Source organism: Leclercia sp. TB492, assembly GCF_049974505.2.
GTDB lineage: Bacteria > Pseudomonadota > Gammaproteobacteria > Enterobacterales > Enterobacteriaceae > Enterobacter > Enterobacter adecarboxylatus_C.
Map to the genome: position 1 here is coordinate 2,108,302 of NZ_CM127572.1, position 24,345 is coordinate 2,132,646.

Annotated in this window: 17 protein-coding genes and 1 pseudogene; 17 read left to right on the plus strand and 1 reads right to left on the minus strand. The window is 53.4% G+C overall.

Annotated features, from left to right (window positions below):
• Positions 1-30: 30 nt before the first annotated feature.
• Both ACP4QI_RS10005 and ACP4QI_RS10010 read left to right on the plus strand, forming a co-directional pair.
• A complete protein-coding gene (locus ACP4QI_RS10005) occupies positions 31-279 on the plus strand; it encodes a DUF1799 domain-containing protein (RefSeq protein ID WP_224214523.1) in 249 nt (82 codons plus the stop codon).
• Positions 279-3,638 carry a phage tail tape measure protein gene (locus tag ACP4QI_RS10010; protein WP_426494740.1) on the plus strand — a complete coding sequence of 1,120 codons (3,360 nt, stop codon included), beginning with the start codon at positions 279-281 and terminating at the stop codon, positions 3,636-3,638. Before ACP4QI_RS10005 ends, ACP4QI_RS10010 begins: the two co-directional genes overlap by 1 nt.
• 27 nt (positions 3,639-3,665) lie before the next feature.
• On the opposite strand, the gene ACP4QI_RS10015 is transcribed toward ACP4QI_RS10010, so the two are convergent.
• On the minus strand, positions 3,666-4,028 hold the full coding sequence (locus ACP4QI_RS10015; protein ID WP_426494739.1) for a hypothetical protein: 363 nt from the start codon (positions 4,026-4,028) through the stop codon (positions 3,666-3,668).
• A gap of 140 nt (positions 4,029-4,168) precedes the next feature.
• On the opposite strand from ACP4QI_RS10015, the gene ACP4QI_RS10020 reads away from it, so the two are divergent.
• The 15 genes and pseudogenes from ACP4QI_RS10020 to ACP4QI_RS10090 all read left to right on the plus strand — a co-directional run bounded on the left by ACP4QI_RS10020 (position 4,169) and on the right by ACP4QI_RS10090 (position 24,309).
• Entirely contained in the window at positions 4,169-4,519 is a 351-nt protein-coding gene (locus ACP4QI_RS10020; protein ID WP_312293137.1) for a phage tail protein, read from the plus strand.
• On the plus strand, positions 4,519-5,289 hold the full coding sequence (locus ACP4QI_RS10025) for a phage minor tail protein L (RefSeq protein WP_426494738.1): 771 nt from the start codon (positions 4,519-4,521) through the stop codon (positions 5,287-5,289). Before ACP4QI_RS10020 ends, ACP4QI_RS10025 begins: the two co-directional genes overlap by 1 nt.
• Before the next feature lie 12 nt (positions 5,290-5,301).
• A complete protein-coding gene (locus ACP4QI_RS10030; RefSeq protein ID WP_285112812.1) occupies positions 5,302-6,033 on the plus strand; it encodes a C40 family peptidase in 732 nt (243 codons plus the stop codon).
• Positions 6,021-6,608: a tail assembly protein gene (locus ACP4QI_RS10035; protein ID WP_285112810.1), complete on the plus strand. Its 588-nt coding sequence runs from the start codon at positions 6,021-6,023 to the stop codon at positions 6,606-6,608. Before ACP4QI_RS10030 ends, ACP4QI_RS10035 begins: the two co-directional genes overlap by 13 nt.
• A gap of 78 nt (positions 6,609-6,686) precedes the next feature.
• On the plus strand, positions 6,687-7,055 hold the full coding sequence (locus ACP4QI_RS10040) for a hypothetical protein (RefSeq protein ID WP_445730311.1): 369 nt from the start codon (positions 6,687-6,689) through the stop codon (positions 7,053-7,055).
• Positions 7,056-7,107: 52 nt separating this feature from the next.
• Positions 7,108-12,105, plus strand: a complete 4,998-nt coding sequence (gpJ, locus tag ACP4QI_RS10045) for a TipJ family phage tail tip protein (protein ID WP_426494737.1) — start codon at positions 7,108-7,110, stop codon at positions 12,103-12,105.
• A gap of 158 nt (positions 12,106-12,263) precedes the next feature.
• A complete protein-coding gene (locus ACP4QI_RS10050) occupies positions 12,264-13,955 on the plus strand; it encodes a phage head spike fiber domain-containing protein (protein WP_426494736.1) in 1,692 nt (563 codons plus the stop codon).
• Positions 13,955-14,257 (plus strand): hypothetical protein, encoded by a 303-nt coding sequence (locus ACP4QI_RS10055; RefSeq protein ID WP_426494735.1) that lies wholly within the window; start codon positions 13,955-13,957, stop codon positions 14,255-14,257. The genes ACP4QI_RS10050 and ACP4QI_RS10055 overlap by 1 nt, the downstream gene beginning before the upstream one ends.
• Positions 14,258-14,266: 9 nt before the next feature.
• Positions 14,267-15,256, plus strand: coding sequence for a tail fiber domain-containing protein (locus ACP4QI_RS10060; protein ID WP_426494734.1), 990 nt, complete (start codon positions 14,267-14,269; stop codon positions 15,254-15,256).
• 1,020 nt (positions 15,257-16,276) lie between these two features.
• On the plus strand, positions 16,277-17,281 hold the full coding sequence (locus tag ACP4QI_RS10065; protein WP_426494733.1) for a helix-turn-helix domain-containing protein: 1,005 nt from the start codon (positions 16,277-16,279) through the stop codon (positions 17,279-17,281).
• 416 nt (positions 17,282-17,697) lie between these two features.
• On the plus strand, positions 17,698-18,606 hold the full coding sequence (locus tag ACP4QI_RS10070; RefSeq protein WP_426494732.1) for a LysR family transcriptional regulator: 909 nt from the start codon (positions 17,698-17,700) through the stop codon (positions 18,604-18,606).
• 133 nt (positions 18,607-18,739) lie between these two features.
• A complete protein-coding gene (locus ACP4QI_RS10075; RefSeq protein ID WP_426494731.1) occupies positions 18,740-19,246 on the plus strand; it encodes an SRPBCC domain-containing protein in 507 nt (168 codons plus the stop codon).
• 425 nt (positions 19,247-19,671) lie between these two features.
• A pseudogene (locus tag ACP4QI_RS10080) lies at positions 19,672-20,967 on the plus strand (MFS transporter); the annotation flags it as partial.
• A 115-nt stretch (positions 20,968-21,082) separates the two neighbouring features.
• Complete coding sequence (locus ACP4QI_RS10085; RefSeq protein WP_426494730.1) at positions 21,083-22,627, plus strand: MFS transporter; 1,545 nt, start codon at positions 21,083-21,085, stop codon at positions 22,625-22,627.
• Positions 22,628-22,845: 218 nt separating this feature from the next.
• Positions 22,846-24,309 carry a mannitol dehydrogenase family protein gene (locus ACP4QI_RS10090; RefSeq protein ID WP_426494729.1) on the plus strand — a complete coding sequence of 488 codons (1,464 nt, stop codon included), beginning with the start codon at positions 22,846-22,848 and terminating at the stop codon, positions 24,307-24,309.
• The last annotated feature ends 36 nt before the right edge of the window (positions 24,310-24,345 follow it).

The following is a 24,345-nucleotide window of genomic DNA, read 5'->3' on the forward strand; positions in this document are numbered from 1 at the left end:
CCCTCCACCGAAGACCTGGCCGCGTTCGGCCTGAGTGCTGATGACTACACCGAAGAAGAGCAGACCGTTGAGGTATGGCCGGACGTCTGGCCCGCGTTCGCTGTCTTCCAGTCAATGGGCACCCAGTGGCGCACGGGCATGGGCGGCATCACCGGGCTGGATTACAACGTGCTGCCCTGGCTGATGAAGCTTAATGGTGTGGAGGATGAGGCAACCGCGTTAACGGATATCCGCGTAATGGAAAGCGCGGCGCTGAAGATTGTCCATCAGGGGGCTTAATGTCTGATATTGCAACGATTTCGCTCCGGGTGAATACTGCCGAGCTGGAGCGCGGCAACAAGGCGCTGGACGATTTCCAACAGACGGCTGGCGGCGCCGCAAATAAGGCCGATGATCTGAACTCGGTATTTCGCGCGGGTGCATCCGATCAGAAAAAGAATACCCAGAGCCTGAAAGAGCAGCAGCAGGAGCTGCAGAACCTGCTGAATAAAATCAGTCCGGTGAACAGGGCACTGGATGAGCTGGACAGCCTGCAGGAAAGCCTGAGCAGGTTCCGTAAGAGTGGACTGGTGCCTGATGAGGATTACTCCCGCTACAACAGCGTCCTGGAAACTACCCGGGAGAAACTCGGCAGGGTCATGGAGGCCGAGACTGCTGAAGGGCAGGAACGGTTAAAGCAGGCACAGGAGACGCAGCGCGCCACCGCCGCGCAGGAAAACTTCCTCAGATCCATTACTGACCAGGCGGCGACTTTCCGCGCCAGTAAGGCGGATATGGCCGAGTACCGGGCAGCGCAAATGGGGATCGCCGAGGAAGCTGCCCCGGTTATTGCTCGACTGCGGGAGCAGGAACGTGCCGTCCAGCAGGAGGCTGCCCAGCGGCAGATTACAGCCCAGCAGTCGCGCATGCTGAAAGAAGCGATCGCCGAGCTGGAGGCAACAGAGCGGGCTGAGGCTGCGGAACTCAGGCGTAACCAGAACATTCGCGATTCGTTCATCTCTTCGCTTCAGGACCAGGCGAACGCAATGGGCAAGACGCGGATCGAGCTGCTGGAGATGAGAGCCGCTCAGCTCGGTGTGTCGGAGCAGGCCGCCCCGTTCATCGCAAAGCTTGGCGAGCAGGAAAGGGTGTTCAATAAAGGCACACTCAGCGCCGGGCAATATCAGCAGGCCCTGAGGATGCTTCCCGCACAGTTCACTGATATTGCCACTTCCATTGCAGGTGGCATGCCGTTATGGATGGTGCTGATCCAGCAGGGCGGGCAAATCAGTGACTCATTCGGTGGTATTGGTGGGTTGTTTCAAGTCATCAAGGAAGAGTTGCTGGGAATTAAAGATGCGTCTGATGATTCTTCAGAATCTCTTTCAGAAAATGCCAACGCACTGGCAGAGAATGCCGAGCACGCCAGCGGCCTGTTGCGGTTTCTGACGCCAGCCAGGCTGGCTGTGGGTGGTTTTACTGCGATCCTTGGCGGTATGGCTATAGCCGCATGGCAGGCCGAGCAGGCTAATCGCGAGCTTTATCAGTCGATCGTGTTAACCGGCGGAGCGTCTGCGACGTCTACAGCCCAGCTATGGAAAATGGCTGAACAAATAGGTGAGAACACGACCGCCAGCACCAACTCAGTTGCTGAAACCCTGGCCCGCCTGGCCCAGTCAGGGAAGTTCACCACCGCCCAGCTGCAACTCGTGGCGCAGACCTCCCAGCAATGGACACAGGTAATGGGTAGTGGGGCCGAAAAAATTGAAGCCTCGTTTGCCGAAATAATGAAATCGCCGGTCAAGGCGCTGGCTGAACTGAACTCCCAGTATAACTTTCTGTCGGTCTCGCAATTAAGTTATATCGCCGGGCTGGAGGACTCAGATAAAAAACAAGAAGCTGTCAGCGAGGGCATGCGGATTTTTGCCGATACGATGCAAAAGCGTATGCAGCAAATTGATGATGCAAGCACGCCTCTGGAACAGATGTGGGATAGCATAAAAAAATGGTCTGCCGACGCCTGGAAGTGGGTGGGAGATCATACTATCGGTGCTCTTAATCTGATCATCGATGTCGTCGCAGGAACAGTTGAGCAGGTCCAGATTTTACTGAAGCAGGGTGATGTCCTCATTGCCGAGTTTGCCAACTCCGCGTATGAGAAAACCAAAAATATTCCCGGCATGAAGTCCTTGTTCGGGGATATGGCTACAGACAATAAAGCATTTATTGCCCAGACCAAAAAAGACATTGCTGAGCTGGAGAAATCCTACACTGCACGCGATGCGCGAGTACGTAAAGGTGAAACGGGCTATGTAAACCGTGACAGGAGCACAACGGTAGACAGCGGCCCGAACCAGCAAAGCAAGGTTACTGACCGAGCGCAGCAAATACTGAAAGACCGACAGAAAAAGAACAGAGGGGCGGCGGTTTCTGCTGGAGACAGCGCAGAAGACAAAGCGCAGGCTGATCTGCTGGCCCTTCAGGCGCAGCTCAGGGTTCTGAAAGAGCACCAGGGCATTAATGACGTTATCAGTCAGCAGCGTAAGGATTTATGGAAAACCGAGGCGCAGTTTGCCGTACTGGAGGAAGCCGCCGGTAAGCGCAAGCTCTCCAAGCAGGAACAATCCCTGCTGGCCAGCAAAGACCAGGTATTGGCGCTGGCGCGCCAGAAGGCGCTGCTGGGTGACCAGGTCACCGCCCAGGAGCAGCTGAACAAGCGCATGGACACGGCCAGCAAATATGTCACGCAGATGGCAGAGAAGCGGGCCGGGCTTGAATCAGGCGCAACGATGAGCGACAGGCTGGCAGGCCGCCAGACGGCGCTCTCTCAGCTGCGCAGTGGCTGGATTAATGCTGGCGGCAGCCTTGAGGATGAGGGCTACCAGAAGGAGCTTAAAGCTGCTAACGACTACTACGAAGCGGAGGATAAGCTTCGCGGTGACTGGCGGGCTGGCTTTAAGAAAGGGTGGTCCGAATACCTGGACTCAGCTATGAACGTCTATGCCTCCATGCAAAGCGTGGCGCAGTCAGCCCTGGGTGGTATCTCCGATATGATGACGAACCTCGTGACCACTGGCACAGCCAGCTTCAAAAGCTTTGCTGCATCGATGATGAAGATGATCGCTGATGTCATCAACCGGTTGCTGGTGGCCTATGCCGTACAATCCGCGCTGGGGTGGGTTACTGGCAGCGTCAGCAGTAGCGGTGGGAGCACGCCATCAGGTGCCTACACCAGTGCGGCTAATTCAGGCGTAAGCCTTTATGATTCTGGTGGCTATACCGGACCAGGAGGCAAATATGAGCCTGCAGGCATCGTACATAAGGATGAATTTGTTTTCACCAAAGAGGCCACAGCTGCAATTGGCGTGGGCAACCTTTATGCCATGATGCACAACGCCCGGGGCTATGCCAGCGGTGGTTTGGTCGGTCGGGCACCCATGTTCGGCCTGGGCAATAACGCAGGCGCGGGTAATACGGCACCAGTGATCCAAACAACCGTACACGTCGATGCCAACGGCAATGCTTCAGCGCAATCAGAAGGCTCTGGCGATGCAATGGGCCGGGCGCTGGCGGCAGAGATGCAGAATGCCGCCACACTTGTCGTGCAGAAGCACCTTAAGAATGGTGGACTCATTTATAACTTCATCAAGGGGAGATAGCTTAGACCACTTTAATTAGCGGTCATCTCATTTACAGTTTATTGCCACTATCCTAAATTTTTTAGTGGTGACGTAGAACTCAGAACCATCATCCAGGCGGCGCATGAGCTCCCCATCCTCAGTATATTCCCCATGTTCAGGGAACCCATCTACGCCACTTTTTTGAGTTAATACTGGTGATACCCTTGAGTACGAGTATTTGCCAGATTTAGCATAAATAGTAAACATGTTATCCATATCGTTAACCACCGCACCATTAGACGATGCGGACAATAATTCACCAGTTTTGACATTCTCAAAAGCAATGTCGCAAATTTTTTTTACCATAACCTCGGCATGGACAACTGACGGCAATAAAAAAACAAAAATTAAAGGGGCAATTCTTTTCACGCTTATTTTCCTTTTTGTGACTGGTTCAGGCAGATTTTTAATAATGCTTGAATACGTCGTCTAATGCATTGTCGGTAGAATACCTAAGCAATTATCAGAATATAAACCCACTTTACAGTGGGTTTTTTTATGGGGCAAATATGGCCGTAGAAACCTATAAATGGCCCGTCCAGCTGGGCGGTGGGGCTATTGAGTATGATCAGACTATCCGAACCGCCCGGTTCGGCGATGGATATGAGCAGGTTGCCGGGAATGGCATTAACTCCACGGCGATTCAGGTGCCGATGATACATGTTGGCAAAGATGCAGAGGTTAATGAAATCCGCGCATTCCTGCTGGCACATACGGTGAAAGCCTTCATCATCACCCCGCCGGGCGAAGTGAAAGGACTGTATCGCGTCGTTGCCAATTCGATTCGAAAGAACCAGTTAAGTAACAATGCCGCCGAGCTGATTTTCACCATCAGACGGGCATATGGGGTATACGCATAATGGGACTCATCGATCAGGCGGCAATGCTGGCACCGGGTGGCAGGGTCCGCCTGGTCGAAGTGGACGCTTCCGAGTTCAGTGGCGGAATCCACCGCTTTCACTACGCCCCATTCCCCCACACGCCAGTAGAGATTGATGCGGCAAACGGCGACGAGTCGAAGCTGGGGCCAAAGCCGATAATCTGGGATGGTAACGCATACGAGTTCTGGCCTTTTCAGGTAGCGGATCTGTCGCTCTCCACTGACCAGGCCGCTGAGCCAAAGCTCAATGTTTCCAACCTTGACGGGCATATCACAGCGCTGTGCCTTCAGTTCAAAGATATGGTGAATGCGAAGGTGAGCATCATCGACACCTACGCCATTTACCTCGATGCGGTTAACTTCCCGGGCGGCGTAAACCCTGCGGCGGACCCGACGGCATTCTCCCTGCAAACCTTCTGGCTGGACACCAAAACCTCAGAAGATGATGAGGTGGTATCGTGGGCAATGAGCAGTCCGGCTGACCTGCAGGGGCTGGTGATCCCGACCCGGCAAATTACCTCGCTATGTGAGTGGGCGCTGCGCGGGCAATACCGCAGCGGTGATGGCTGCACCTACAACGGCACGGCGTACTTCGATGCGAAGGGTAATGCGGTCGCTGACCCGGCGCTGGATGTGTGCGGCGGCTGCCTAAGTGACTGCCGTAAGCGGTTTGGAGCCGGTCTGGCAGAGCCTAATGCAGCAAACCTCGACTTTGGCGGCTTCCCGGCGACCGTTCTCTTCTCTCGATAACCGGACATACCAATGAACAAAACCATTATGGCGGCGATCCGCGCACATGCGCTGGAGGAATCTCCGCGCGAGTGCTGCGGCTTCGTCATCCAGTCGGGGCGGCGTCAGCGTTACATCCCTGTACCGAACAGCCACGAAAACCCTACAGAGCATTTCCGCATTGATGGCGAGCACTGGGCGAATGCTGAGGATGCCGGGACCATTATCCGCATCATTCACTCCCATCCAGGCGACGGCGCCCGGCCTATCCCGTCAGACCTCGATCGCCAGCAGTGTAATAACTCCGGCGTGGTCTGGGGCATCTACGCGCCGGACTGCGATGAATATGCAGAGGTAACGCCGGACGCCATCCCTCTGATTGGTCGCCCGTTCATTCTGGGCTCGCACGACTGCTGGGGGCTGGTCATAGACTGGCACGCCACCCAGGGCGTGATGCTTAACGATTTCCGCGTTGATTACCCATGGTGGGAAAGCCAATACCCGGACAATCTGTATTTCGATAACTGGGAGCGGGAAGGGTTTGTCGAATGCGACCCGGCGCCCGGCTGTATGGTCATCATGCAGGTGGAGTCTGCCAAGTGGAACCACGCGGGGATCATCACTGAAGAGGGCGAGTTGCTGCATCATCTATACGGCCAGCCTTCATGCGTCACGCCGTACGCCCGCGGCTACTTCAAAGACCGGACCATGATCTGCGTTCGTCACAAAGACCTTCAGCAGGAGATTCAACCATGGCGCGTTTAACCACTATTCGTCTGTATGGCGCCCTAGGGGCCCGGTTTGGACGCGTTCACAGGCTGGCGGTTCAGACCTCGGCGGAGGCCGTGAAGGCACTTTGCATCAACTTCGACGGGCTTGAAAGCTACCTGATGAACGCCAAAAAGAACGGCATGACTTTCGCGGTGTTCCGCGGTAAGCGCAACATCGGCGTGGATGACTTTAAGGACCTGACCGGGGACAGTGATATTCGCATCGCACCGGTGATGGAGGGGGCGAAGAAGGCCGGTATGTTCCAGACGATCCTTGGAGCGGTCATGGTGGTTGCTGGGGTGGTTGCCTCGTTCATACCAGGCGGGCAGGCATTCGCGCCTTCGTTACTTATCGGTGGTGCCAGTATGATGGCCGGCGGCATATACCAGATGCTCTCACCGCAGCCCAAAGGTCTGCAGGGACGCGATGACCCCGATAACAAGCCCAGTTATGCCTTTGGTGGCGCAGTGAATACCCTGGCAATGGGTAACCCGGTCGCGCTGCTATATGGCGAACGCGAGATCGGAGGTGCGATTATCAGCGCGGGGATCGTGGCAGAAGATATTTAACTTTCAGCAACATAGGCCACAGTTAGCCCGCGGAGTGTTATGCTACTTTCTTCAGCATTTACTACAGGGAAAACTACAATGCCAGCAGTAAAAATTATCGCTAAGTGGTTGAAACAGGAAAATGATATCCGCCTCGATTCAACTTTGGAGTTTGTCGCTGCTATAGATTCCAGAGGGCATATCAAACCTGAGCAAAGGGTTTATGGGGTTATCACTGGATACGGATATGGTTCTCTACCTCCCGGAGATTATTCATTCATCAGTTCAACGAGTGTTGATAAGAAGGCTCTGGCAATTGACTGGGGCAGAGATTATCAGCAATTCAGTTCGACTATTGACGTCCTTGAAAGGCATCTAAAATCGGGAGAGATCATTACCCATGTGGAAAAGCCCGGGACTGAAAATACTTACGATTATGAGATAACTGCAGTCACGTATTTTGAGTGATAAACCCACGGTAAAACCAACCCGCTTCGGCGGGTTTTTTTATGGATGCAATATGGCAACGATTACTGGTGCAAAGGGTGGCAGCCAGAAGCAGCACACGCCTGTCGAACAGCCTGATTCAGCTCAGTCAATGGCGCGCTGCCGCATGCTGCTGGCACTTGGCGAAGGTGAGTTTGCTGGCGGGCTGGATGCGACCCGGATTTTCCTCGACGGCACGCCGCTGGGTAACCCAGACGGCTCAATGAACTTTGAGAATGTCTCCTGGGATTTTCGCCCCGGCACGCAGACGCAGACGCCGATCCCCGGCTTTCCTGCTGTGGAGAACGAGACTAGTATTGGCGTATCGCTGACGAAGGCTACCTCCTGGACACGCGCTATCAGCAATACCCAGATTGATGCTGTGCTGGTGCGCATCGGGATCACCGGCCTGCAGCAGCAGGAGAACGACGGTGATATCGTCGGCACAACCGTCGCATATCACATCGACGTTGCGGTTGATGGCGGGGCATACCAGACAGTGCTCACCAAAACGGTAACGGAAAAGCTCAGTTCACTGTACGAACTGACGCACCGCATCAATCTGCCCAAAGCCACCACTGGCTGGCAGATCCGTGTGGTCCGCGATACTGCCGACAGCGCCAGCCAGATGCTGCAGAACAAAACGCAGGTGCAGGCCATCACTGAGGTGATCGACGCCCGCCTGCGCTATCCGCATACCGCGCTGCTGTATGTGTCATTCAACGCCAAAGCATTCAGCAACATCCCGAAGATATCCTGTAAGCCAAAAGGCCGGGTGATCCGCATCCCGCAGAACTACGATCCCGACGCGCGGACGTACAGCGGCACATGGGACGGCACCTTCAAATGGGGATGGACCAACAACCCAGCGTGGATCTGGTTTGATGTCCTGACAGAGCCGCGCTTTGGTCTGGGCCGCCGGGTAACGGTGGATATGCTCGATAAATGGGAGCTCTACCGCATTGCCCAGCGCTGTGACCAGCAAGTACCGGACGGGAAGGGCGGTACCGGCACAGAACCGCGATTTATGTTTGACGTCTATATCCAGTCGCAGGCCGACGCCTGGCAGGTTATCAAGGATATCGCTGCTGGCTTCAACGGCATGACGTTCTGGGGCAACAACATGTTCAATGTTGTCTCTGATATGCCGGCAGACACGTCGAAGCTGCAGATCCTCACCCGCGCATCAGTGGTGGGCAAGCCAACGTATTCCAGCGGCAGCGAAAAGACGCGATTCTCGAGCGCGCTGATTAACTTCAGCGACCCGGATAACCATTATCAGGACCGCACCACCGCGGTAATGTTTCCTGACCTGGTGAAGCAGTTCAAATTTAAGCAGACGCAGCTCACGGCCATCGGCTGCACGCGTGAAAGCGAGGCTCAGCGCCGCGGCGGATGGGCGGTTTATTCCAACTCGCTCGATCGCATGATCACGCTGCAGACCGGGCTGGATGGCTTCGCCTTTGTGCCAGGCACCGTCTTCGCTTTTGCTGATGAGCGCGTATCAGGCAGGGTATATGGCGGGCGCCTCACGGACTATAACGCCGGGCTTAAAGCGGTAACAACCGATCGCGGTACCAGCGCCGTCGCGGGTGACACACTGATGATCCGCACCCAGGGTGGCACTGTGGAAAGCCGGATTATTCAGGCGGTCAACGGCACGCAGCTGATCGTGGCCACACCGTTCACAGCGGCGCCAGCGCCAAACGCTATATTCGTTATCGATGCTGGGCAGTTGCGCCTGCAGTACTTCCGCGTCACGAACCTGACGTTTAACGATGAGGAAAACACCTATACCATTACCGGCGCGGAATACAACGCATCGAAATATGATGCCGTCGACCACAATGCGCGCCTCGATATCCCGCCGATCAGCCTCATCCCCACGGGAGTTGTCTCACAGCCCGGCAATATCGTGGTAACGAGTTACGAGTCGGTGCGCCAGGGCCAGCGCATAGCGACGCTGACCGCATCCTGGGATGCTCCACTGGATAAAGCCGGTAAGCCGCAGGCCGATGTGATCGCCTATCAGGCTCAGTGGCGCCGGAACGATAGCGAGTGGGTGAACGTCCCGCAAACCGGGCTCCGCAATATTGAGGTGCCCGGCATTTTTGAAGGTGATTATCTGGTGCGGGTCCGGGCGATAAACTCAGGCGGGGCGTCCAGCCTGTGGGCAACGTCAACGCTGACACACCTCAAAGGCCGTGTGGGAGATGTTCCAAAGCCAGTTAATTTCCGTACCACGCCATTGCTCTGGGGCGTGCAGCTGGACTGGGATTTCCCTGCCGGCACTGGCGATACGCTGCAGACAGAAATTCAGTATTCCACAGTATCAACCGGCGCGAACCCGATGCTGCTGGCTGGTGTTCCGTACCCTCAGCAAATTTACCAGCAACTTGGGCTAAAGGCCGGGATAGGGTTCTGGTACCGGGCGCGGCTGGTGGATCGCACCGGCAATAAGTCGGCCTGGACTGACTTCATTCAGGGCAGCAGCAGCTCGGATGCCGCGGATTACCTGGTGGATATCGATAACCAGATCAAACAGACCGACGCCTACAAAGACCTGGTTTCGGATATAACTGATCTGGGTGACGATATCCAGTCGGCGCGCAATGATATCAGCACAGTCACAAAAGAGTCGGCGGCGACCAAAGCGGGCCTTGCACAGGAGGTCACGGACCGTAAGAAAGCCATCACCGACGAGGCAGCGGCCCGCGGCCAGGCACTGCTGACCGAGAAGAACGAGCGCGTCGCGGATATCAGCAACGTCAACCAGACGATTCAGACCACCACTGAATCGCTGGCGCAGCAGATTGCGCAGGTGTCGGCGGGGACCGGTTCTCAGTTTGATCCGGCCAAAATCTGGTACTTCGATTCGACTGCGGAGGGCTGGTCCGGTAACGGCACGCCGACCATTGTTAACGGCTGGCTCCGTCCTGCCAACCACGCATCGGACCCGTACGTTGCTTCTCCTGCGACGCTGGGCATAACAGCAGCTGCGTATCGCTTCCTGAAGCTGCGTATCAGGAAAGTGGGAGCGCCTGCATGGGCGGGGGAAATCCGCTGGCGCAATGCGGCCAGTTTCAACGAAACCAACCGCTTCGTGGTGGCCGAACCGGCGTATAACGCCGACGGCGTTGCAACGCTGGAATGCGACGATATCCCCTGGCTGGCCGAGACGACGATTAACCAGATTCGGCTGGACCTTTCCAGTAAACAGGACGCGACAAACTACTTCCTGATTGACTGGGTGGCGATCGGGCGGCCAACGCCGGGCGCCGGGATGGCCGCCCTGCAGCAGGAAACGACAGCCCGTGTTACCGGCGACCAGGCGGAAGCCACGGCGCGCGAGACGCTGGCGACGCAGATCCGGGGCGGTTATACCGGTGACGACCCGTCAAAACTGGCATCGGGCCTGCTGTACACCGAGCGCCAGGCACGCATCACGGCGCAGGAAGCTGAGGTGACGGAGCGGAAGAAGCTGGAATCGACCGTTAACGCTAACCAGGCTTCCGTTACGCAGGAGCTGGCGACGCTGACAACTGAGCAGGAGGCTCAGGCCACCACGCTTTCGGGCCTGCAGGTTACCGTCGGCAAAAACACCGCAGATATCACCACAGTCACCAAAGCCGTCGCGGATAACAACAAGGCGCAGACCACCGCGCTGGCTGCGGTTAAGGCCACGACCGACCAGAACACTTCGGACATCAGCACGGAAACCACGGCCCGCACGAATGCTGACAGCGCGCTCGGCCGCCGCATCGACAGTCTGAAGGTTGACGTGGACGGTAACACGGCCAGCCGGGATGCCGGTATTGTCGGTAACGTCACCAATGCGCTCGCCAGCTTCACCGCGTTCTCTGAACAGCGCGTGACGTATGCTGTTGGCGAAACGAAAACGATGGCTGAAATCATCGAAAGCCGGAAGACCGCCGCGGATGCCACGAGTGCCGTGGCGGAGCAGGTCACCACGCTTAAGGCGACGGTAGAGCAAAACGGCCAGACCAACGCTGCAGCCATTACGCGCATTGATAAAGCCGTTACGGATCTGGAGAGCGCCACCGCGACCAGCATTGAGCAGGTGACGGCTGCGATCGGCGATACCAATGCCAGTGTCCAGACGACCAGTAAAGCTGTTGCAGATATCAACGACAAGCTGGGTACCCAGTGGGGCGTTAAGGTTCAGGTGGAAGCGAACGGGGTTAAACGTATCGCGGGTATTCAGCTGGGCATTGATGCAACCGGGTCCTCAAACTTCCTGATTTCTGCCGATACGTTTGCGGTTTATAACCCGACGACAAAAGGACAGGAACTGGTGTTTGCCGCCATCGGCGGGCAGATGTTCATGCGATCGGTGTTCATCCAGGATGGTTCCATCGACAACGGCAAGATCGGCAATTACCTCCAGTCCAGCAACTGGGACGGGACCGGCAATGTCGGCTGGCATATCAATAAATCCGGGTATGCCACGTTTAACGGCGTGACGGTCAGGGGGACGATATACGCAACCAGTGGGGAGTTCAGAGGGACAGTTTACGCGACGGATGGAGACTTCAAAGGCACAGTTTACGCGAACAAAATCGTAGGCGATGTCGTTAATATGTTCTCCTTCCCTGGTGGCAGATTCAGGGGAGATCCAGGCCAACAAAGAGATTTTTATCGACAGGTTACCTGGGCAGGGGGTGTCCCATATGACGTCACTATCGCTGTTCCGACATTTGTCGTCTGGAATGAAAGTGAAGCTTACAATGGTTCTCTGGAAGCATATATCAATATAAACGGGAGAGATATTACAGTAGTGTCTCTTGGCTTAAAGCTCTCGTATAACGACCCCAATAGTGTGAGTCGTCAGGTTAACAGTTATGTACCTGTGACAGGTAGTCTGGATATACCTGCAAATTCAGGGCCTGTAACTATACGTGTTGGCCTGAGAGGAATAACTAATGCCAATACTTTTATGGATATGCAGCCATCAATGGCGTTAATTACCAAAAGAAATTCCCCAAACTTCTCCGGTTATGCAGGTAATTAATTCCAGCCAGGTGGATGCTGGCGATTTGGCTTAAACGGGCTGGGAATAATAATCCGATATAAGTATTTCGGCTGCGCACTCGTTGTTTCTTCTGAATTCAATAATCACACCCTTATAACCCAGCTCCGGCTGGGTTTTTCATTTTAAGGACATCACGAATGGCCACACTTGATGACGATTTAGCGAACGCCGTCACGGAAGGTTTTCGCCTGGCGCAAAGCAGTATTATCAACCAGGACCTGATTTTATCGGGCACTGGTGACGTCACCGTTACTCTGGCAAATGGTTCGAAAAAAACGGGCCCCAGCTGGTCGAAGCTGATCACCGCCGCGAACGCGGCAGGGACCAGCGCAGCGGCGGCGGAAGCGTCAGCGAAGAATGCTAAAACCTCTGAGACGAACGCAAACACGTCGAAAAATGCGGCAGCCAGCAGTGCCTCTGCGGCTGATACATCAAAGACCAACGCCAAGACCTCAGAAACCAACGCGAAAACGTCTGAGACGAATTCTAAAACGTCGGAGAATAACGCTGCCGCCAGCGCCAGTAGTGCCGCAGCATCACTGGCCGCCGCGTTATTGCTGACCTCTGTACCTTTCGAGGCAGCGCCGTTCCCTGACGTGTGGGCGCCGCTCAACGACGATCTGCGCCTGCTTGCGGGCTCTGCGCCTTATGACAGGCTGACCATCTCGGGTCAGGCGCTGGAACTGGCAACAAAATCAGTGGGTTTTACACGGGCGGGCTCGGGAACATATATCAACAAATCCGGCGTATTGCAGACCGCTGATATCAACGAACCGCGTTTCGAGCGAGAAGGCTTATTAATTGAGGGGCAGGGAACTAATAGCATGCTTTATTCAGGGGACCAGAATGCTGCCTGGTGGCCTAAAGCAAGGTGTACTACAACGTCTGGGTTTGCCGCGCCAGATGGCAGCAACTCCGCTACAAAATTAATGCCAACATCGGAATTGGGTTCGCATTATATCAGCAAGACATTGCCTGTCACTACAGGCGGCATTTACACATTAAGCTACTTTGTAAAGGCCGGGGAATATAATAAATGCCGCCTTAGTTTTTCCGGCACCCTTGTTCCTGATGGACGGAGTTGTGATTTTGATTTAGTTGCTGGCACCATGAAACCTTTAGGTACTACAGGGACACCTACAATCACACCTCTGTCTAATGGATGGTATCGTTGCTCAATCACTTCTGATGTTATATCTGAGAATGGAACTGTAAACTTTAATATATGGGTGCTGGACGAGAACGGGAATACCTCAGGCTTCGCTGGTGATGGCGTTAAAGGTATTTATGTCTGGGGTGCGCAACTAGAATCCAACCCTGTCATGACCAGTTATATACCCACAACAACCGCAGAGGTGACAAGGGCGCAGGAAACATTGCGGCTCCAGCCCTCCGGCAATATTGGGTATGGTGTGGTGGGGGACCTGTTTAACAGAACTATCAGTTTTGAGCTTTCTGTGAATGCTTTCGTTCCAACTACCGCAGGATATTTTAATTTATTAGCTGGTGTGGGTGTGGGAAACGATATTATGCTTCGCATTGCCAGTGCGACTATCAACTCTCTCCGTTCGAGCGGCAGTTTCAGCCCTAACATTAGCGTTACATACCCGTTTCATCGTCAGATATTTACTCAAACGATTGACACTGACAATACCCTGACTGCTTATTTTAACGGACAGAAAGGCGTAAGGGCGGGAGCACCCGCAATACCTAACGGTGTGCCCACCTCGATAAATGTCAGCTCACAATCTCAGTTGGTTTACCACATTCGGAACTTCCGAATCTGGCACCGCTTATTAACCCCTAACCAAATTAATGGACTCCGCTAATGAGAAGCTTATATCTGCGCTTTGCTGACGCCGATGAAATGCGTATGCAGTTAATTGGGGCGGGTTTTCTGGTCGATGAAGAACAGGGCTGTTTATACCACCCGGATATCAGCCTGGATATCATCGGAGTTATTACCATCGTCAGCGATGTTGAAAATCCTGGGCAAGAAAACGAGTTAATAAAATATTCCGAGGAACCTGGTTATCACGCCAATATCCGGGTAATGAATGACGGGCTTGATTTATCACCTCTGCATGAATTCATCGTGACTCCAAAAACGCCTGCTCGCGTCTGGGCATAAGGAAATTACATGGCAAACAGACAAGATAGTATTACTCTTACTGCGGCAGATGTAAAAGCCCTGAGTACAGATGGTGGTACTGTAAATGGTAACGTGATATGCAAAAATAGTGTTCAGATTAAAAGCGTCGACGCTTCGTCAAATACGCTTCTTTATTTGCAGGATAATAATGGAGGTGCGAGAAGCATCTTCTTCACCGCGCCAAACGGTACTACGCAACTACAGGTTAACAGTAATCCAACGACGGTCAGCTATATTTACTCCTTTAACGTCGATGGAGGGTTTTCATCTAAATATCTCAGCACAGGTGCTCCGTTGGCTACAAGCTGGGCGCAGTCCTGGCAACGGGGTTACGCTGGTGCGTATATGGACTCAACCCTGGATAACCAGGGCATGGGGGCCATAGCTGCTTGGTCCTGGGGCTATCAACATGGCGGAGGTTACCCTCTGCGGACGAGCTGGGGTAATGTCGGCAACGGTACAGGTAACTGGGGCAATACCACGATGGTCCAGTTTGGGGATAGCGGCTCAAAAGTCCGTTACTGGCTTTTTACGCCTGAAGCAGGGGATCTCGTCACCTCAACGGGCGGGGACGGTGGGTTTGCCGGCAACTATACGTATCAGAAGGCAGCTACCTCTGATGCCACACTGAAGCACGATATCGCCTATGACGATGGCAAAGCCTCTTACGACAACATCAGGAAGCTGAAACCCTGCACGTTCGTGTATAACGGCGATTACCTGGAACGTGTGCGCCGGGGGATCATCGCCCAGGACGCTTTACGGGATATTGACCGTGAGTATGTGAAGCTGGTTCCTGCAGCGCCTGAGTTTGACGAAGAGGGCAATCGTTGTGATAAAGACGACACCTTAGCTCTTGATAATAACGTTATCCAGATGGATACGGCGCTGGCGCTGCATCACGCGATTGCCAAAATCGAGGCGCTGACCACACAGGTCACGCAGCTGCAGGCTGAGGTTCAGGCGCTGAAATCGTAACGGCACCAGGATGTTCATCAGTAATTATCATCAGCAGCATTTCGATGTCTTTGAAGAAAAAAAGCCCGTACGGGAACGGGCGCAACTCCCTTAGTTTTGTTATCAATCCCGCGTTCAGGACGCAGGTAGTTAACATATCGGCAGCATAAGCCATTACTTTAGGTAGAGAGCATTAGCGCTTCGTTTAAAATCATCTAAAGTTAATGAAGGTGAATCCCCCTGTGCGGAGGGGCAATCCAGTTGCTGTTCGTGTAAATATGCTTGCGGCTCGTATAACTGGTAACGAGTCACCGGGAGGCACCCGGCACCTGTATCAGAGTAAGCTGTTTGTTTGTGCTGATAACCTTTGCCTGCTCAAGCGGCACGCCTTTTTTTAAGACCTTGATGAGGAGTTTCTCATGGCAAATGTTGCGCTTTTAGCCGGTTTGTTTGTGCTTATCGTGTCGGGTCTTGTCGGTCTTTCACGGGCATTATTAAATATCTGGTGCGGTCCGGAGTAACAGTAAATCGTCCAGGATGCTGCGTGGCCTTGCCATAAACAGTGAGTGCTGCTGGTTTATTGCTCCTGATAATGTTTGTAAGTCGGTGTTTTTTAAGTCCGGCTACAGGAATATTAAGAAATGTTAACCATTACTCCTTTAGTTATAACGAAACTGTGTATGATGTCAGTTCAGCCAGCGGCGTGAGGGTCATACCTGTTATGAAATTTATCTGTCCTGTATGCAGAAGTAACCGGTTCTTTTTCACTTCCTTCAATCCCGTGCTAAACCTGCCACACGGTGCGTTATGTTCCGTATGTGGAACCCGGCTCACTACGCGCTCCATCCTTCCCTCGCCGCGCAGAAGGCGCTGGCCCAAACAGGTGGTATAAGCAAGTTACCTTCTGCTGTCGAAAAGTGGCTGAAGTCACATACATGTATAATGAGCATTCATAAAGAATGCGATTCGAATGAGATGATTTCATTACGAATTTTTCCAGTATTATACGTTAATAATATTTTAATGAGGGATATCTGACCATTGCTGCCAAAAGGTAAAAACCACCTAAAAATTTCTCTTCAGCTGCTCTTACTTCCCGGATTTTCATTATTGTCCATGGGCGTTTTACTGGAGGGTCTGCTTTCATTGCAATCCATTGTAGACGGAGAAAAATCTCTCACCTTTAGCTGGGACTTTATCGCACTTGATAATGAGGCTGTATCCTCAGCTTGTGGTACGCAAGTTAAAACCAGCCTGACTCTGGACTCACTGGAAATGGTGTCGGGAGTTAATCACTACTTAATCATTTTTGGTAGTAAACTCGGTATGGATGATGAGCAGCTCACATTTTCTCTGAAGCCATTGATCGAAAAGGCATTGAACAAGCGAATAGTAATCGTATGTATGGACGGCGCTGTTTTTCATCTGGCAAAAGATGGTTACATCAGCGAGCATACCATGGTTGCTTTTAATGCTTCCCGCAGTTTGAGTGAGCATTATACTTTTGAATCCATTCCAGCTCATACCGGTGTTTTTAATGACGGTGATATATGGCTTTGTACGGGAGGAAATGCTGCTTCGCGGATAGCTGAGCTAATTGCGCAAAAAAGAAAGCAAAGAATCAGCGAAATAAAGAAATTAAGTACCGAGATGGTCAGAAATGAAACAGTATTTAATACTGTTCGAGACATTCCTTCATCCCTTCCCCCACAGGTTGCATCAACTCTTCAGTTTATAAAAAACAATCTGGCTACAAGCCTTGATCCTGATTTTATAGCATCGCGCTGCGGATTAAGCAGGCGGACACTTGATTTATTGATGACCCGTGAAACAGGCAGAACCGTTAAGCAAACCATCGTACACCTGAGAACGGACTATGCCTGTCACTTGCTGGTACAGAAAACAAAATCACTGAAAGAGGTGGCTAAAGAGTGCGGCTTTGAAAGCATTAGCCAGTTCAGCAGGCTCTTCAAAAAAAGAACGGGGTTAACGCCCGCAGCATGGCGTTACGATGCCTATCTCAACTTGTCCAGTCAAAATGACTGACTTCTTAAACTGCTGGCTCCGGAGGTAATTCGGCAGTGTACGCCAGCAGCTACATCTGATAAGTATCTTTACCCGCTCACATCACATGGCGGAACGCTGATTTGTGATGATGGTGAAGCGATAGTGGGCTTAGCAGCAGAAGAAGCTGAAGTCATGGGCAGGGTGACGTTCTTCATTAACAGCGCAGCTGATGATGTGTGCCCGGTGTAAGAAGCGGTGCGTAGTTAGGGGGATCAAATGATCCCCCTAATAAGTTTTATGTCCGCTATGAGCGAAGAGCGGACTTATCTGTACAAGGCTTACCATCCAGAAATGGAAGATCACCCAAAAGGAAAACACTCGCAAACCTACTAGACAACCTTTTCCCGAGCATTTAGCCTGAATTAAAATTTTTATATCTGTCAGGCTACTTCATTATGAAAAATGATATCAGAACCCTCGACCTTAACCTTCTTAAGGCCCTTGATGCATTACTGGATGAGGGAAGCGTGACTCGGGCTGCACAGCGCCTCTTCCTGACGCAGCCTGCCGTCAGTGGTATGCTTATTCGCTTGCGTGATTACTTTGACGATCCACTCTTTGTTCGCACCAGCCACGGTATGGTCCCCACAATGCGGGCCAACGAACTTTCTACGCCGGTAAAACAAATCCTGACTGATATCGCTATCCTGCTGAAACCAAAGGAATTTGATCCCGTGACGGTAGAGCTGACTTATACCATCGTCGCAATGGACTATGCACTTAAGGCTGTTGTCGTTCCGTTGATGGCTGAGCTAAAACAACGTGCACCTTATATTAAAATCGCCGTGCGGCCCGTGGACAATGAGCAAATGTATCAGCAGTTGTCTCGGGGTGAAGTTGATCTGGCTTTGATAATACCGCAAACAACCCCCGAAGACCTGCATGGAAGAGCGCTCTATGAAGAAGATTATGTCTGCGTAGCACGACGTCATCATCCTCTGGCAGCGAGTTCAGAAATGACGCTCGAACAATTTTGCAAACAGGAACATATTCTGGTGTCTTCAGAAGGTAACTTCACCGGTGTTACAGATGAAGCACTGGCTAAGCTCAGTCTGACACGACGAGTAGGCATGTCAGTTAATAGTTTTCAGGTGATACCTGATATATTGCGAGTGACTGATATGATTGCAGTTGTACCTCACCGCATGGTCCTGACTAACAAAGATCTCATCATTCTCCCTTTGCCCCTGAAAGTACCCGGCTTTACCAAGAGCATGGCCTGGCATGAGCGAACCCATCGTGACCCAAGTCATCAGTGGATTCGTGCTTTATGTGCAGAAGTAAGCCAACATCCCGCGTCCTGATATAATTTATCTTATTAAGAATATAAGTAATTACAATTCGCCTTATAACTCCATTGCACCAATAATCACTGTCATCACGTTACTGCCGTAATGACACACGCAGTGCACTCAACTAAAGCAATTGGAGAAATTTATGAACGCGATTAACTGGCCAGAAGGCTTTGTTCCGGGTTTTACCGATAACTTTGTTTCTAATGAAATGATCATCTTAGGTCTGAACGTCAATGATGTCTGGCCGCTCCTTAGTCAGCCATTGCTATGGCCGGAATACTATAAAAATTCCGCCGATGTGCGCTTTTATGACAACAAAGGTCCAGAATTGGAAAATGGGGTTCGCTTCTACTTCAGCACGTTTGGTTTCCCAGTTGAAGCTCAGGTTGTGGAGTTTGTTCCACCTGCTGAAGGTAAACCTGCTCGTCTGGCATGGCACGGATGGGCCGGTGAAAAAGATACCGCTCAACGACTCGATGTCCATCATGCGTGGCTACTGGAAGATCTTTCCGGTCACAGGGTCCGTATCCTAACGCAGGAAACACAGAACGGAGTCCCGGCAAAAGATCTGGCAAATACCCGCCCGAACCCAATGCTTAATGGTCATCAGGAATGGCTTGACGGCCTGATTCGAGCAGCAAAGAAATAATAAACCGCTTTCCACAGTCATATCACTGAGGCTGCACTTCCCCGCAGCCTCAAGAATATTTGCCCGTTTGCTATTGCACTTGATTACAGGTAAATCATGTAACCCCCGCAAGTGACACCGCGCGGCCATATCTGTAATGTCCCCTCCTGGCACAAAGCGGTCTGCGGTAAAGGAAGCGGAACGCACCCTTAATCATACAATGGCTCGGTAAAGATATTGCCCAAGGAGATTCGCCTAGCAAAAGAAGAGGGGTGATTTCTCGAAGGAGTCATGCAAAGCATTTTTTTGGGGCATGGGTGGGACATAAAAACGCCGCAGGTGACATGCAAAAGAACAAATGGATGCATTTCACGAGCGGCAAGTCACTGTTAAATACTCAGGAATTAAGGACAATCCCACAAGGTCCTGATACAGCGCTTTAAATTATGGACTTCCAGCTCTATTCGCTGGGCGCAGCATTGGTCTTTCACGAGATCTTCTTCCCGGAACAGTCGGCCGCGATGGCGCTTATTCTGGCGATGGGTACCTATGGCGCCGGCTATATCGCCCGTATTGTCGGGGCCTTTATTTTCGGCAAAATGGGCGACCGCGTGGGGCGTAAGAAGGTGCTGTTTATCACCATCACCATGATGGGGATCTGTACCACCCTGATCGGCGTGCTGCCGACCTATGCGCAGATTGGTATCTTCGCACCGGTGCTGCTGGTGACGCTGCGTATTATCCAGGGTCTGGGGGCTGGCGCGGAGATCTCCGGTGCCGGCACCATGCTGGCGGAGTACGCGCCAAAAGGGAAACGCGGCATTATCTCTTCGCTGGTGGCAATGGGCACCAACTGCGGTACCCTTAGCGCCACAGCCATCTGGGCAGTGATGTTTTTCTTCCTTGACCGCGAAGAGCTGCTTGCCTGGGGATGGCGCGTGCCGTTCCTTGCCAGCGTAGTGGTGATGATCTTTGCTATCTGGCTGCGAATGAACCTCAAGGAGAGCCCGGTATTTGAGCAGGTCAACGCCGAAGAAGCGCCGGTACAGGCTGCTGCGCAGGAAAGTACGCTGGGTGCGATGGTGAAGAGCAAATCGTTCTGGCTGGCGACCGGGCTGCGTTTCGGCCAGGCGGGTAACTCCGGTCTGATCCAGACGTTTCTCGCCGGTTACCTGGTGCAGACGCTGCTGTTCAATAAAAGCATTCCGACCGATGCCTTAATGATCAGCTCGATCCTTGGGTTTATTACCATCCCGCTGCTGGGCTGGCTGTCGGATAAAATCGGCCGTCGTCTGCCTTATATTGTGCTGAATATTTCCGCCATTATTCTGGCTTACCCGATGCTGTCGATTATTGTCGATAACTCCTACACCCCGGGCGTTATCATGACCTCGATTATCGTGATCCATAACTTTGCGGTACTCGGACTCTTTGCCCTGGAAAATATCACCATGGCCGAGATGTTCGGCTCACGAAACCGCTTCACCCGCATGGCGATCTCAAAAGAGGCGGGCGGTCTGGTGGCGGTTGGCTTTGGTCCGGTGCTGGCGGGAATTTTCTGCAACATGACCGGCTCCTGGTGGCCAATTGCGGTAATGGTGGTGGTCTATTCCGCTATCGGTCTTATCTCCGCCCTCCTGATGCCAGAAGTGCGTGACCGTGACCTGAGCATCCTGGAGGATGCCGCGGAAGACAAATCTGCCGCGCTGGGCGTTAACAATAAGCATCGCGTCATCTCCTGACGCCTGAAGGCTCTCCTGTAAATGCAGGAGAGCCTTTTTTTATCCCCCCTAAAACAACAAAAACAGGTGGCCCCTTCAGGGAATTAACTGGATTTTTTTCAGGTAAGGAAACTGTATGTCTCGTGCAAAGAAAAACATCACCATTCCAGTGAGTATTGGATACGGATTAACCGATATTATGGGCGGCGGCGCCTTTACCGTGATTGGCGCCTGGCTGTTATTTTTCTACACCACCTTTGTGGGCTTATCGCCGATGGAAGCGGCATCGATTGTGGCCATCGCCCGTATTGTCGACGCGGTAGTCAGCCTGTTTATGGGCAGCCTGACCGACCACTTTTACAAGAACTATTTTGGTAAAAAATTTGGCCGCCGGCGCTTTTTCCTGCTGATTGGCGCGCCGCTGATGCTGGTCTACGCCTTGCTGTGGCTCGACGGCATGAGTTACGGCTTTTATCTGGCGGTCTATCTGGCGTTTGAGATTATTGCCGCCATGGTGCTGATCCCGTGGGAAACCCTGCCATCAGAGATGACCAAAGAGTTTAATGGCCGCACCAAATTATCCACCTGCCGCATGTTTTTGTCGGCGTCCGGCACCTTTCTGGCGACCTTTATTCCCGGGCTGTTGATCGGCTATTTTGGCGAGCAGAGCGCCAGTGCCTATCTGATTAACGGCGTCATCTTCGCCGTGCTGTTTATGGTCTGCGTCTTTATCTCGTGGAAAGTGACCTGGGAGCGGGAGATCACCCCGGAGATGCAGGCAGAACTGGAAAAGTCCGCGTTGCCCACCAGCCTGGCTGACAAACTGAATGCCATTGGCGAGCTGTTTAAATCCTACGCCTCGACGCTTAAAATCCGCGCCTTCAGAAAGCATCTGGCGATCTATCTGCTGTCATTCACCGGAAAAGACGTCTACAACACCGTGTTTGTCTTTTTCTGCGTCTACTGCCTTAACGTTTCGTCATCGCTGGCGGGAAGCCTGCTGTCGATGAGTATCGTGGGACTGCCGGTGACGCTGATTGCCGGCCTTGGGATCATCAAATACGGTCCGGCCCGGCTGTACGTCTTCGCCTATGCGGTGATGATGCTGTGCCTGGCCGGTTTCCTCGCGGTGTATCAGATCCCCGCGTTGAATACCGTGGCCACGCTGTTCATCCTCGCCGGGCTGTATCAGGTAGGCCGCTGCGTGCTGGAGTTCACCCCGTGGAACGTTTTCCCGTTCATTCCTGATATTGACGAAATGGTCAGCCGCCAGCGCCGGGAAGGGCTGTTCGCCGCGGTGATGACCTTCTCGCGCAAAACCACGGTCGCCATTGCCACCTTCGTGGTCGGCTTTCTGCTGCAAACCGGCGGCTTCGTGAAGGGGAGTCAGGTCCAGCCGCCGGAAGCGATTCATATGATTGCCATGCTGATGTTTATCGGCACGGCTGGACTGCTGATCCTTGCCCTCTGGCAGGCCCTGACGTTCCGTCTGAACAAACAGACTCACCAGATTTTTGTGGAAGAGGTGGAACGCCTGCGGGCTAACGGCTCCAAAGCGGCGGTTGAACCGCACGTGCGGCGCATTGTTGAGGATCTGACGGGCTATGACTATGACAGGCTCTGGACGGAAACGGATTCACTCACAGAGAAGCCACCTGAGAGCGTCACCAGCCTCGGTTGAATGGTCTACAGCATTTTAATGCTGTCACACAACTTTCAATTGATGTCACACCAGATGGTGAAAAGTTAACGTAAATCAATATCGACCTATCAACAATCAGTATGGTTAACGGCAGAGAATTTTTTATGCCATCTACCATTCTAGTTGGGTTAGTAAGCCGGGGCGGAGCAGCAATACCGGCCCGGATCCATCGCTTAATCACATTAACGAGTACTATCATGAAAAATCCGTTATTACATGCGCAAGCCACGCTTCCTCATTACAACCGCGATGCCCTGCAGTCGCGCATCGTGCATCTGGGTTTTGGCGCTTTCCATCGCGCTCATCAGGCGGTGTACGCCGATATGCTGGCAGCAGACCACGGCAGCGACTGGGGATACTGCGAGGTTAACCTGATTGGCGGCGAGCAGCAGATCGCGGATCTTAAGGCCCAGGACAATCTTTACACCGTCGCCGAAATGTCAGCCGATGCCTGGACGGCGCGGGTCGTTGGGGTAGTGAAAAAAGCCCTACACGCCCAGGTGGATGGGCTGGAAGCGGTGCTGGCTGCCATGTGTGAACCGCAGGTCGCGATCGTCTCGTTGACCATCACCGAGAAAGGCTACTGCCACGCGCCTGCCACCGGTCAGTTGATGCTGGATCACCCGCTGATCGCCGCCGATCTGCAGAATCCGCATCAGCCAGTTTCCGCGGTGGGCGTGGTGGTGGAGGCGCTGGCTCGACGTAAAAACGCCGGACTGCCAGCCTTTACCGTGATGTCCTGCGACAACATGCCGGAGAACGGCCACGTGATGCGCAATGTCACCTGTGCCTATGCCCGGGCGGTTAACAGTGAGCTGGCCGACTGGATTGAGGCCAACGTGACTTTCCCGTCCACCATGGTCGACCGTATTGTGCCTGCTGTCACCGCTGACACCCTGAGCAAAATCGAGCAGATCACCGGCGTGCGCGATCCGGCCGGGGTGGCCTGCGAGCCGTTCCGTCAGTGGGTCATCGAAGACAACTTTGTCGCCGGGCGTCCGGCCTGGGAGAAAGCCGGGGCCGAACTGGTGGCTGACGTGATCCCGTTTGAAGAGATGAAGCTGCGCATGCTCAACGGCAGCCACTCGTTCCTGGCGTATCTGGGCTATCTGGCGGGCTATCAGCATATTAACGACTGCATGGAAGACGCGAACTACAGGCGCGCCGCCCACGCGCTGATGTTGAACGAGCAGGCCCCGACGCTGAAAGTCACCGGGGTGGATCTGGCACGTTACGCCGATCTGCTGATCGAGCGTTACAGCAACCCGGCGCTGCGCCACCGTACCTGGCAGATCGCTATGGACGGTAGCCAGAAACTGCCGCAGCGTATGCTGGACTCCGTGCGCTGGCACCGGGTGCATCAGAAATCCTTCCCGCTGCTGGCGCTGGGCATTGCCGGGTGGATGCGCTATGTCGGCGGCGTCGATGAGCGTGGCGAGGCTATCGAAGTGTGCGATCCGCTGCTGCCGGTGATCCAGGCGGCGGTACAGGGCAGTGCGGAAGGCGAAAGCCGCGTCAAAGCCCTGCTGGGGATTGAGACCATTTTCGGGAAGGAGCTCCCGCTGGATGCGGAGTTTGTTGACGCCGTGATGAGTGCTTACGCTGCGTTGCTGAAGAACGGGGCGAAAGCTACGGTTGCCCACTACGCCGCGCAGATCTAATGCTCTCTCATGCCGCCGCTCGCGGCGGCATGATCT

Coding starts and splice junctions, on each gene's coding strand:
- ACP4QI_RS10010 (WP_426494740.1), top strand. CDS start 279: ATGTCTGATATTGCAACGATTTCGCTCCGGGTGAATACTGCCGAGCTG.
- ACP4QI_RS10020 (WP_312293137.1), top strand. CDS start 4,169: ATGGCCGTAGAAACCTATAAATGGCCCGTCCAGCTGGGCGGTGGGGCT.
- ACP4QI_RS10025 (WP_426494738.1), top strand. CDS start 4,519: ATGGGACTCATCGATCAGGCGGCAATGCTGGCACCGGGTGGCAGGGTC.
- ACP4QI_RS10030 (WP_285112812.1), top strand. CDS start 5,302: ATGAACAAAACCATTATGGCGGCGATCCGCGCACATGCGCTGGAGGAA.
- ACP4QI_RS10035 (WP_285112810.1), top strand. CDS start 6,021: ATGGCGCGTTTAACCACTATTCGTCTGTATGGCGCCCTAGGGGCCCGG.
- ACP4QI_RS10040 (WP_445730311.1), top strand. CDS start 6,687: ATGCCAGCAGTAAAAATTATCGCTAAGTGGTTGAAACAGGAAAATGAT.
- gpJ (WP_426494737.1), top strand. CDS start 7,108: ATGGCAACGATTACTGGTGCAAAGGGTGGCAGCCAGAAGCAGCACACG.
- ACP4QI_RS10050 (WP_426494736.1), top strand. CDS start 12,264: ATGGCCACACTTGATGACGATTTAGCGAACGCCGTCACGGAAGGTTTT.
- ACP4QI_RS10055 (WP_426494735.1), top strand. CDS start 13,955: ATGAGAAGCTTATATCTGCGCTTTGCTGACGCCGATGAAATGCGTATG.
- ACP4QI_RS10060 (WP_426494734.1), top strand. CDS start 14,267: ATGGCAAACAGACAAGATAGTATTACTCTTACTGCGGCAGATGTAAAA.
- ACP4QI_RS10070 (WP_426494732.1), top strand. CDS start 17,698: ATGAAAAATGATATCAGAACCCTCGACCTTAACCTTCTTAAGGCCCTT.
- ACP4QI_RS10075 (WP_426494731.1), top strand. CDS start 18,740: ATGAACGCGATTAACTGGCCAGAAGGCTTTGTTCCGGGTTTTACCGAT.
- ACP4QI_RS10085 (WP_426494730.1), top strand. CDS start 21,083: ATGTCTCGTGCAAAGAAAAACATCACCATTCCAGTGAGTATTGGATAC.
- ACP4QI_RS10090 (WP_426494729.1), top strand. CDS start 22,846: ATGAAAAATCCGTTATTACATGCGCAAGCCACGCTTCCTCATTACAAC.